Origin of the sequence: Candidatus Enterococcus huntleyi (assembly GCF_009933175.1) — a bacterium.
GTDB classification, from domain to species: Bacteria; Bacillota; Bacilli; order Lactobacillales; family Enterococcaceae; genus Enterococcus_K; species Enterococcus_K huntleyi.
In genome coordinates this window covers 1-12,380 of record NZ_MAEJ01000009.1, presented here as the reverse complement: position 1 = coordinate 12,380, position 12,380 = coordinate 1, and the positions used below count along the sequence as shown (strand labels likewise).

Here is a 12,380-nt window from a genome sequence, read left to right as displayed (position 1 = left end):
GGAAGAAAAACGATGCCATTTCAATTTAAATTACCAGATATTGGTGAAGGAATCGCGGAAGGCGAGATCGTCAAATGGTTTGTACAACCAGGCGACACCATCAATGAAGATGATACATTATTAGAAGTTCAAAACGATAAATCAGTAGAAGAAATTCCTTCTCCTGTAACCGGAACAGTTAAATCAATCGTGGTTCCAGAAGGGACAGTCGCTAATGTTGGCGACGTCCTAGTCGAAATCGACGCACCTGGACATGAAGGAAACGATGCAGCACCTACAGCAGAAGCACCAGCTGCGCCTGCTGCTCCAACTGAAGCCGCAGCTCCAGCCGCTCCTGCAGCAGGTGGCGGAGGCGTCTTCCAATTCAAATTACCAGATATTGGTGAAGGAATTGCTGAAGGTGAAATCGTTAAATGGTTTGTTAAAGCCGGCGATACAATTAACGAAGATGATACATTATTAGAAGTACAAAACGATAAATCAGTGGAAGAAATTCCATCTCCTGTGACTGGGACTGTTAAAACAATCGTTGTTCCAGAAGGGACAGTCGCAAATGTTGGCGATGTCTTAGTGGAAATCGATGCACCTGGTCACAATGATGCAGCCGTTGCACCAGCAGCACCTGCAACTGACGCAGCGCCAGCTCCAACAGCTGCAGCTCCTGTAGCAAGTGGAAATACTGGAGTTGTTGCCGCAGCAGATCCAAACAAACGTGTTTTAGCAATGCCTTCAGTCCGTCAATATGCACGTGAAAAAGACGTTGATATTACACAAGTAGCACCTACTGGAAACGGTGGCCGTGTGGTCAAAGCTGATATCGATAGCTTCTTAGCCGGTGGTGGTCAAGCACCAGCCGCAGCAGCTACAAATGAAGCTGCACCAGCAACAACTACAACAACTAATGAAGCGCCAGCAGCAGCACCAGCTCCTGCAAAAGCCTTCAAATCTAACCTTGGCGAATTAGAAACACGTGAAGCAATGACACCAACGCGTAAAGCAATTGCTAAAGCGATGGTTAATAGCAAGCACACTGCACCTCATGTTACATTACATGATGATGTTGAAGTTTCTAAACTTTGGGATCACCGTAAGAAATTTAAAGATGTTGCCGCTGAAAATGGCACAAAATTAACGTTCTTACCATATGTTGTTAAAGCTTTAACAGCAACAGTTCAAAAATTCCCAATCTTGAATGCTTCAATCGATGATAAAGCACAAGAGATTGTCTACAAAAACTACTTTAATATTGGTATTGCAACAGATACGGATCATGGTTTATATGTACCAAATATTAAAGATGCAAATACGAAGAGTATGTTTACAATTGCTGATGAAATTAATGAAAAAGCAGCGCAAGCAATTGAAGGTAAATTATCTGCTCAAGATATGCGCGATGGCTCAATCACAATCAGTAATATCGGTTCTGTCGGTGGTGGTTGGTTCACACCAGTCATTAACTACCCTGAAGTAGCTATTTTAGGTGTCGGTACGATTGCACAACAACCAGTTGTTAATGCAGAGGGTGAAATTGTTGTTGGTCGCGTGATGAAACTTTCATTAAGCTTCGACCATCGTATCGTTGATGGCGCAACTGCCCAAAAAGCAATGAACAACATTAAACGTCTTTTAGCAGACCCAGAATTATTATTGATGGAAGGATGATTGACAAATGGTAGTAGGAGATTTCGCCATTGAATTAGATACAGTAGTAATTGGTGCGGGACCTGGCGGCTATGTAGCTGCCATCCGCGCGGCTGAAATGGGCCAAAAAGTAGCGGTTATTGAACGTGAATATATCGGCGGCGTTTGTTTAAACGTTGGTTGTATTCCTTCAAAAGCCTTAATTTCAGCAGGCCATCATTACCAAGAATCATTAGACTCTACATTATTTGGTGTAACTGCCAAAGGTGTTGAACTTGATTTTACAAAAACACAAGAGTGGAAAGATACAAAAGTTGTACCAAAATTAACTTCAGGTGTCAGCATGTTACTGAAAAAACACAAAATTGAAGTGATTGAAGGGGAAGCTTTCTTCGTTGATGAAAATACATTACGTGTCATCCATCCGGATTCAGCACAAACGTATTCATTCAACAATGCGATTGTTGCAACAGGTTCTCGTCCGATTGAAATCCCAGGATTCAAATTTGGTGGACGTGTACTTGATTCAACAGGCGGCTTAAACTTGAAAGAAGTACCGAAGAAATTTGTTATTATCGGTGGCGGTGTTATTGGCGCTGAACTAGGGGGCGCGTATGCGAACCTTGGTGCTGAAGTAACTATTTTAGAAGGTAGTCCATCAATTTTACCAACGTATGAAAAAGACATGGTTAAACTTGTCTTAGATGATTTCAAGAAGAAAAACGTAACTGTCGTAACTTCTGCGATGGCTAAAGAAGCTGTCGACAATGGAGATAGCGTAACAGTTAAATATGAAGTAAACGGCAAAGAAGAATCTGTCGAAGCGGATTATGTGATGGTGACTGTTGGTCGTCGTCCAAATACAGACGATTTAGGTTTAGAACAAGCAGGCGTTGAAGTTGGCGAACGTGGCTTGATTCCAGTCGATAACCAAGGACGTACAAACGTTAAAAATATTTTTGCGATTGGTGATATCGTACCTGGTGCTGCTTTAGCACATAAAGCAAGCTACGAAGCGAAGATTGCGGCAGAAGCAATTTCTGGCAAGAAAGTCGCAGTTGACTACAAAGCTATGCCAGCTGTAGCCTTTACTGATCCTGAATTAGCAAGTGTTGGGATGACTATTGCTGAAGCTAAAGAAGCTGGACTTGAAGCGAAAGCCTTCAAATTCCCATTCGGTGGGAACGGCCGTGCGATTTCATTAGGTAAAACAGAAGGATTCTTGCGCTTAGTAACAACGGTTGGCGACAACGTTGTAATTGGTGCGCAAATCGGTGGCGTTGGTGCCAGCGACATGATCTCTGAATTATCTCTAGCAATTGAATCTGGCATGAATGCTGAAGATATTGCGTTAACAATTCACCCTCATCCATCTCTTGGAGAAATTACTATGGATGCTTCTGAATTGGCATTAGGTTTGCCAATTCACATTTAATAGCATTATTTTGTCACACAAGAAAAGCCGAGCCGCCATGCTCGGCTTTTTGTTGTGGGCTCAAGAATAGTACCGCTTTTTTTATGTATGAAACTATGTGTCGCATCCGGGATTCCTTTCATCAAAAAAGTTCGCAGTCTGGTCGCAAGCAGCTCAACAAAGTGCGTTGATCTCATTGCTAAATCAGTTCAAACTAGCTGTAAAAAACAGGAGCAACAGCCAGTAATTCATGATTCCCCTCTAGGGACTGCAGAATTTTTTAATTACAGGAATCCCTACTGCTAGATGTGCTAGCTATTATTTTTACTAATATAAAACAGCTAATAGATAACTTCTTCGGACATGTCTATGAGTCTAATAATAAGAAATCTGTATTGCATTTTATGTACAAACTAAGCATTTTTGTTACTAGCAATTCTGATTTCGTCATGAGACGCTGTTTTTACCGATGTAGGAATGTTTAGAAACATAATAAAATATAAAGAGTACATATCGAATTCAACGTGTAAGTATATTGAGAGTATTAGGAGCTGTATTAAAATTTAGCATTCTAACTAATTTGCTGATTGCAGAGTAAAATGAAGTAGAAAATCAATGTTTTTCTACTGAGTAAGTTTGGCCGTGTTTTGCTTTTAAAAGGTAATGAACTTTTCAGGATAGCTCTACGCATCCGGAAACTTGGTTAGCAGAACTGGCAGAATCAGCTACATAGAATAGAACTATTTGTGGTAAAGTATAGGTAAATTAATCAGTGGATGGTGCTTGGTAGAATAGTTTAGTGTAGAAAAGGAGCTGACTGTGGATGTACTTAATTAGTGAACTCTCTAAAATGACAAAAATCTCTAAAAGAATGTTGCGTTATTATGAAAAATTGGGCTTGTTTACTCCTTATGAAGTAGATGAACGAACAAATTATAGATATTATTCAGATAATGATATTTTAAAATTAGAAAAAATTTCATTTTTAAGAAATTTAGGTTTTAGTTTTCCTGAAGTAAAACAATTACTGGCTTATCCAGAAAATGAATTAATTGTTGAAATAAGAAATAAGCAAGAATTTTTGAAGCGTGAAATTAAAGACCGAGAGAACGAGATAACTAAAGCAGATATTTATATTGAAAATATGCAGGCTGTAAAGAATGAACAAAATCATTTTTTTAAAATAAAAAACTTGGCACCAACGTCAGTTATCACTTATAAAAATAAGGTTAGAAATTATCAGGATGAGGATGAATTGTGGCTCACGTTAAACAATTTTATCGAAGAAAATAAAATTGAAATCAATCATACGAATCGTTTTTCAATTGTTGAGCGGAATAAGAAAGAGATAGAGGTTTGTGTCGAGGTCTTACCTAAAAATGCGCTAGAATTGATTCCTACAACAGAGACTATCAAAATGAAACATCTGACTAACACAAATCTGATTGCGTGTAAAAGTGTCTATGGCAGTTTAGATAATATTGAGGAAGCATATTGTGATTTTTTGCGTTGGTTACAGAATAATGAACGCTACAGCATGACTGGGAAGAGCAGGCATGTCTATGAATTAGGTCCTCATAATGAAACGAATACAGATAATTATGTGGTAGAGTTGCAGTTTGAGATTACTGCTTGACCTTGACATAATGTCACACCTTAAAATAGAAACTGACCATGTAGATGGTGACTATTTTGAAGAGGATGGGTGTGGGATTGAAAGAGAAAATTGAAATTAAAAATCTGTCAGAGCATAATATTCAAAACGTTTCTTTGACTGTTGAGAAGAGAAAATTAACAGTCTTTACAGGTGTTTCGGGGTCGGGTAAGTCGACGCTTGTTTTTGATGCGATTGGAACAGAGGCGCAAAGGCAAATGAATGAAACCTATCCGACATTTATTAGAGCTAAGCTTCCTCAAAAAGCACGACCTAAAGTAGATGCGATTGACAACTTAACACCGGTTGTAATTATAGATCAAACTTCTTTAGGGGGAAATGTTCGTTCAACGGTAGGTACAATTAGTGACCTGTATACGAGTTTAAGATTATTGTACGCTCGGATTGGCTTTCCTTTATTAGAAAGTGCATCGTGCTTCTCATTTAATGATCCTAAAGGAATGTGTCGTACCTGCTCTGGTCTTGGAAACATCACAGATATAGATATGGACTTATTGTTAGATAAAAGGAAGTCTTTAAATGAGGGGGCAATTTTAGACTCATCGTATGCTATTGGTTCATGGTACTGGAAAGTATATGTGGAATCAGGTCTGTTTGATAACAATAAGAGGATTGATCAATACACGAATGAAGAATATAATTTATTACTTTATGGATCAACTGAAAAAGTAGGGGACAGGAAACATCCTAAGGTTGAAGGTTTATATAATAAATTTTCAAAGTCCTATCTTAATAGAGACGTATCACAATTAAGTAAAAGCACACAAGAAAAAAGCAAAAAAATTCTTTCAACTGTAGAATGCCCCGCATGTAAAGGCATGCGTTTAAACGAGGCAGCAATAGCTTCTAAAATTTTAGATTACTCGATAGCTGATATGGCGAGCATGGAAATCTCAGAACTCCATGAAGTGATTTCTTCTATTAAAAATAATAATGTTTCTTCCTTAATTAGTGACTTATCTGGCCAGTTGCAAAAGTTGATTGACATTGGGTTGCCTTACATTAGTTTAAATCGACAGACCTCAACGTTATCAGGTGGAGAGGCGCAAAGAGTGAAACTAGTGAAGCATTTAGGTAGTACATTAACGGATATGACCTATATATTTGATGAACCGAGTACAGGTATGCATCCGCGAGATGTCAGTAAGATTAATAAGCTACTACTGGAGCTTAGAGACAAAGGCAACACGATACTTGTCATAGAGCACGATAAAGATGTGATCTCAATCGCTGATGAAATTATTGATGTGGGTCCAAAAGCAGGACGATTTGGCGGTCAAATAGTTTTTCAGGGAAGTTATGAAGCACTACTCGAATCAGGAACGCTTACTGGTGATTTTATGAAGCAAGTTGTGGGGATTAAAAAAAATGTTAGGAAAGCAAACGGGGTGCTTCCAATAGTTGATGCAGCGACGCATAATTTGAAACACTTAAGTGTCAATATCCCACTAGGGATTTTGGTCGCTGTTACTGGTGTAGCTGGCTCTGGGAAAAGCTCATTGATTACGGATTGTCTATACAATGCAAATCAAGATAAAATAAGTAGAATTGATCAGAAGCCAATAACAGCATCAAGTCGATCTACAGCAGCAACATTTCTGAATTTTTTTGATCCGATACGTAAACTATTTGCTGATGAAACAAAACAGGATCCTGCCTTATTCAGTTTTAATTCTAAAGGTGCCTGTGAAATCTGTGGTGGAAAAGGTGTGATAGTGACCGAACTTGTTTTTATGGATCCAGTAATCACTACTTGTGAAACTTGTAAAGGCTCTCGTTATAGCAGCGAAGCGATCAAGCATCAAGTAAAAGGACACAGTATTGTAGATGTATTGAATCTAACTGTGGATGAGGCTCTACACTTTTTTGAGAATCAAAAAATAATTAGCAAGTTAGAGACACTGAAAGAGGTTGGACTAAACTATCTTTCTCTAGGGCAACCATTAAGTACATTATCTGGTGGTGAGCGTCAAAGAGTAAAGTTAGCTCAAAAAATTAAGCAGAAAAATAGCGTAATTATTTTAGATGAACCGACAACGGGTCTGCATTTATCAGATGTACGTAAACTAATGAAGCTATTGAACAAACTAGTCGATAATGGAAATTCAATTATTGTGATTGAGCATAATTTAGAGGTAGTTAAACAAGCGGATTGGATTATTGACATAGGACCAGATGGCGGTAAATTTGGTGGTCATCTAGTTTTTGAAGGGGTACCTTATGACATGTTTGAAAATGCCCAAACAATCACGGCAGAATGCTTGAGAAGGAGTGTTCAGGAAGAGAATAAATATCTCTATTGATAAGAGATAATAGGAGCTAATATCTGAGCGAAAAAGTCGATTTATCAACTGAGCACGGAAAAATCACAAGTAAACTATTCCTTGAGTAGTTAAGGATAAGCAACCTGCTGAATTTATTTGTACAGTAGGTTGTCTATTTTAGTTACCTGGTTTTAGATGAGATAGAGCAGAAATGGTATAAGGTGAAGTTGTTTTTTTAGATATGGATAGTATGAATAGCTAAGTATACTGATTGGGGAACTAAATATTCCTGTGTGAACGAGTTTGGCAGCTAGGGACGGATAAGGAATGAAAATGTTCCATTTTCTTTTATTGTCCTACGAATACCATTCTTGCTAGATGGATTTCCAACTATAGTGTTGAGCAGCTAAGAGCATCTAAATGAGGTGAATTGTTCCAATTCACAAGATTGCTCTACGAATGCCATTCGATTAATGGACTTATATTAGAATTGCAGATACTAATAGAGCTTGCAACTATATCTTCTGTATAAACGAGTCTGGCGCTAAGGGCGCAGAGCGGTGGAAAAATGTACCATTTTTCGGAATTGCCCTACGCATACCATTCTGCTACTGCGAAACTTGGTTAGCAGAACTGGCAACTGGCAATAACAAATCAATTATTCTATTTATTTTACATAGAGTCGTTTGCTTGATAGTTTCTGCTTTTTTCAAAGTTGTGGCTAGTTGCGCTGTTTTCGCGTTTTTTAAAAGATCTGTAATTAGCAAAAAGCCACTGAACAATGGATTTTTCTTTTAAAAGTAGCATTTTCACGTCGATATTTTCCCTGAAAGGTGCGCAACTAGCCACAAGTTTGCTGGTTTACTACCTATTAGATGATAGGGTTGGAAATTATAAGAGCTATAAACGTTGCAAACTCAGGATTCTACGGACGATCTTTATAAAAAACATCTGAGTTAAATTCACGTTTTGCTGGAAATTGCGGTTTTTCGCGTTTTTTCAAAGTTGTGGCTAGTTGCGGTGTTTTTCCATAATTTAGCAAAGTCCAAAAAATCAGAAAACCTTTACCTAGTGAGTTTTGCCCTCTAAACTAGCATTTTTACCTCGATATTTCCCCGAAATGATACGCAACTAGCCACAAGTCTTTAAAAAGTAGGTGATTTACAGTCCTTTATCGCTATTTTTCTTATTTTAAATAACGGATTAAGGTTTCCAAAAACAGACAACGGTGATAATAATGATTAATAGGTTTGCCTAGCTTATTAGAGATTATTCATTCAGTTAGTAGCCTAAATGATTGGCTGATTGACGAGTGAAATCTGAGGTACTCTCGAGACATTTTTTATTTATTTTACCTCCGCGACTTAATGCGCTAATTTTCTACCATTTAAAATACTCGCTCAACTTATTTAGTGAATTTCTCTAACAACATGGTTAAGTTATTTGATAGAAACAGCTGGCTTCCAATATGTTACAATGAGAAGGAAGAAATAGCTAGAAGAGGAGCATTAAAAATGTCAGATTATCAGTACCCAATAGACTTAGATTGGACCACAGATGAAATGGTGGTTGTGATGAATATGTGGTCGGATTTAGAGGCGGCTAATGAGCAAGGAATTTCAGTTGAAGCATTCATGCAAACTTATAAGCGATTTAAAGAAGTGGTGAAGAGTATCGGAGAAGAGAAACGCTTAGGTAAAGAGTTTGAAAAAGTTTCTGGCTATTCGTTGTACCGAACAGTTCAAGAGGCCAAAAATTTAAAATCTGGACGCTTAAAGATGAAAGGGTGAGCTTAATGGACCAACAAATCCAAGAAATTAAACAGTGGCTCTATCAGGCTGGCGATAAAATTAAATCTAGTCTAAGTGCAGAGCTTTCAATTGACGAAAAGAGTAGTCGGACGGATCTAGTTACCAATATGGATCGCGAAATCCAGAATTTTTTAATCGATAAAGTCCACCAGAATTATCCAGAAGCTAAAATTTTAGCTGAAGAAAATGGCTATAATGAACTAACATCCATGAGTGGAGAAGTTTTTGTAATTGACCCTATTGATGGAACTTTAAACTTTGTTTTAGAAAAAGAAAACTTTTGTATTATGGTTGGATTGTATGAAGAAGGGCGTTCTAAATTAGGCTTCATCTATAATGTCATGCAAGATGAATTATACTGGGGAGGACGTGGATATGGCGTCTTTTGTAATGAGAAACAGCTTGAGCGGCCTGAAGACAAGGCTTTGACAGAGGGGCTGATTGGCATGAATGCCCATATGTATCTGCATAATCATTATCAAGCCCAAGCAATCGGCAAACGGAGCATGGGTGTGCGTATGAGTGGTTGCGCTGGGATTGAGTTGATTGCTGTTATAAAAGGGGCAAGAGTTGCTTATCTAACAAATTTGAGTCCATGGGATTATGCGGCTGGTTGTGCGATTTTAGATGCTTTTGATTTTCGCTATAGTCGTATAGACGGACAATCGTTATCGTTCAATGGAAGAGAACATTTCGTGGCGGGTACACCAAAAGCCTACAGTCAAATGATAGGAATGCTATAATTTGATGAGAAAATTCTTTGGTTAATCAAAAAAATAGCTCTTTTTTCACAAAAATATTGCTAAATTTAAGATTTTCTGCAATTTTGAAAACTTTTTACTATATTTCATGAAAGAATTTTGTTATAATAAACAGTCGAGTCAAATGCCTTGTCACATTCGGGAAGAAAAAAGGAGTTAATTTACATTGAAATATAGAGATGATATCCGTAACGTAGCAATTATTGCCCACGTCGATCATGGAAAAACAACCTTGGTAGATGAATTATTAAAACAGTCTGATACATTAGATGGTCATACACAATTACAAGAACGTGCAATGGACTCAAATGCAATCGAAAAAGAACGTGGAATTACGATCTTAGCCAAAAATACTGCGGTTGATTATAAAACAACCCGTATTAATATCATGGATACACCAGGACACGCGGACTTCGGTGGTGAAGTTGAACGTATCATGAAAATGGTTGATGGGGTTCTTTTAGTCGTAGATGCTTACGAAGGAACAATGCCACAAACACGTTTTGTATTGAAAAAAGCCTTAGAACAACATCTTACACCGATTGTTGTTGTAAATAAAATTGACAAACCATCAGCACGTCCAGAACACGTAGTTGATGAAGTTTTAGAATTATTCATCGAATTAGGAGCAGATGACGATCAATTAGATTTCCCAGTTATCTATGCTTCAGCTTTGAATGGAACATCAAGTTTATCTGATAATCCAGATGACCAACAAGCAAGTATGGCACCTGTCTTTGATACAATTCTTGAACACATTCCAGCGCCTGTTGATAACAGTGACGAGCCTTTGCAATTCCAAGTCTCTTTACTTGATTACAATGATTACGTTGGACGTATCGGAATTGGCCGGATCTTTAGAGGATCTGTTAAAGTTGGCGATAACGTTGCACTAATGAAATTAGATGGCACAGTTAAAAAATTCCGTGTCACTAAATTGTTCGGTTTCTTTGGTTTAAAACGTTTAGAAATCCAAGAAGCTAAAGCTGGTGATTTGATTGCCGTATCTGGTATGGAAGATATCTTCGTTGGGGAAACAGTTACACCGTTTGACCACCAAGATGCATTACCAATTCTGCATATTGACGAACCTACTTTACAAATGACTTTCTTAGTAAATAATTCACCATTTGCTGGTCGCGAAGGAAAATTTGTTACAGCTCGTAAAATCGAAGAACGTTTAATGGCAGAATTGCAAACAGACGTTTCTCTTAATATCGAACCAACAGATTCACCTGATGCTTGGACTGTTTCTGGTCGTGGGGAACTTCATTTATCTATCCTGATTGAAAACATGCGTCGTGAAGGCTTTGAATTACAAGTATCACGTCCTGAAGTAATTGAACGTATGATCGAAGGCGTTAAATGTGAACCGTTTGAACGTGTTCAAATTGACACACCTGAAGAATATATGGGTAGTGTAATCGAGTCATTAAGCCTACGTAAAGGTGAAATGCAAGATATGATCCATACAGGAAATGGTCAAATTCGTTTGATTTTCTTAGCACCTGCTCGTGGATTAATCGGTTATACAACTGAATTCTTATCTATGACTCGTGGTTACGGCATTATGCACCACACATTTGATCAATATCTACCAATGATTAAAGGTCAAATCGGCGGACGTCATCAAGGTGCGTTGGTATCAATCGATACTGGTAAAGCGACTACTTACTCAATCATGAGTATTGAAGAACGTGGAACAGTCTTTGTAGAACCAACAACTGATGTTTACGAAGGTATGATTATCGGTGAAAACAATCGTGACAACGATTTAACCGTTAATATTACTAAAGCTAAACAAATGACTAACGTGCGTTCTGCTAATAAAGACCAAACGTCAGTAATTAAAAAACCGAAAAAATTAACTTTAGAAGAATCATTAGAATTCTTGAATGATGATGAATATTGTGAAGTAACACCAGAAAGCATCCGTTTACGTAAACAAATTCTGAATAAGAGTGAACGTGAAAAATCTTCTAAAAAGAAAAAAGTAGTTGAATAAAATCAGCTAATACTGTTTAGTATAGAATCAAGAATGGAGAGTAGGGGAAATCCTGCTCTCTTTTTTTATATTAAAGAAAGTATAACTATTGTGCGTGCTAAAAAGCGATCTTGTGAACTGGAACAGTTCACAAAATTGCTCAACGCCTACCATCCCACTAGTGTACTTATAAAAGTGGGACTGGCAGCTAGGAGCTTTTAAATGAAACAAACTGTCCCAGTTTACAAGATTGCTCAACGCCTACCATCCTGCTACTGTGAAACTTGGTAATCAGGACTGGCAGCTAAGAGCTTTTAAACGAAGCAAACTGTTTCAGTTTACGAGATTACTCTACGCCTGCCATCCTGCTACTGTGAAACTTGGTAAGCAGGACTGACAGCTAAGAGCTTTCAAATGAAGTGAACTGTTCCAGTTCACATGATCGCTCAACGCCTACCATCCCACTAGTGTACTTATATAAGTGGAACTGGCAGCTAGGAGCTTTTAAATGAAGCAAACTGTTCCAGTTTACAAGATTGCTCAACGCCTACCATCCTGCTACTGTAAAACTTGGTAAGCAGGACTGGCAGCTAAGAGCTTTCAAATGAAGTGAACTGTTCCAGTTCACATGATAGCTCAACGCCTACCATCCTGCTACTGTGAAACTTGGTAAGCAGGACTGGCAATAACAAATCGCTTTTTTTAATTTTTCATAATGTGTTGATAATTAGAGATTTTGGGATTTTTTCCCACTAGTGTCTATTCGCACAGTTTTCGAGATTTTTAGAAGAGTGGCAAATGACAAGAATTGGTGTGCACCCCGTCAATAG

General features: G+C 37.9%; 7 protein-coding genes. All 7 read left to right on the top strand.

The annotated features are described in order from the left end of the window. The first annotated feature begins 12 nt into the window (after positions 1-12). The 7 genes from BAU15_RS06320 (at position 13) to typA (ending at position 11,571) form a co-directional block, all read left to right on the top strand. Entirely contained in the window at positions 13-1,662 is a 1,650-nt protein-coding gene (locus tag BAU15_RS06320) for a dihydrolipoyllysine-residue acetyltransferase (RefSeq protein ID WP_161841895.1), read from the top strand. A 7-nt stretch (positions 1,663-1,669) separates the two neighbouring features. Continuing rightward, positions 1,670-3,076 (top strand): dihydrolipoyl dehydrogenase, encoded by a 1,407-nt coding sequence (gene lpdA / locus BAU15_RS06315; protein ID WP_161841894.1) that lies wholly within the window; start codon positions 1,670-1,672, stop codon positions 3,074-3,076. Between the two features lie 802 nt (positions 3,077-3,878). Next, positions 3,879-4,691, top strand: coding sequence for a MerR family transcriptional regulator (locus BAU15_RS06310; RefSeq protein WP_161841893.1), 813 nt, complete (start codon positions 3,879-3,881; stop codon positions 4,689-4,691). 77 nt (positions 4,692-4,768) lie between these two features. Beyond that, positions 4,769-7,033, top strand: coding sequence for an excinuclease ABC subunit UvrA (locus tag BAU15_RS06305; protein ID WP_272927914.1), 2,265 nt, complete (start codon positions 4,769-4,771; stop codon positions 7,031-7,033). Positions 7,034-8,508: 1,475 nt separating this feature from the next. Further along, positions 8,509-8,784: a UPF0223 family protein gene (locus BAU15_RS06300; RefSeq protein ID WP_161841892.1), complete on the top strand. Its 276-nt coding sequence runs from the start codon at positions 8,509-8,511 to the stop codon at positions 8,782-8,784. Positions 8,785-8,789: 5 nt separating this feature from the next. Beyond that, positions 8,790-9,548, top strand: a complete 759-nt coding sequence (locus BAU15_RS06295) for an inositol monophosphatase family protein (protein WP_161841891.1) — start codon at positions 8,790-8,792, stop codon at positions 9,546-9,548. 184 nt (positions 9,549-9,732) lie between these two features. Continuing rightward, positions 9,733-11,571, top strand: a complete 1,839-nt coding sequence (gene typA / locus BAU15_RS06290) for a translational GTPase TypA (RefSeq protein ID WP_161841890.1) — start codon at positions 9,733-9,735, stop codon at positions 11,569-11,571. Positions 11,572-12,380: the final 809 nt, after the last annotated feature.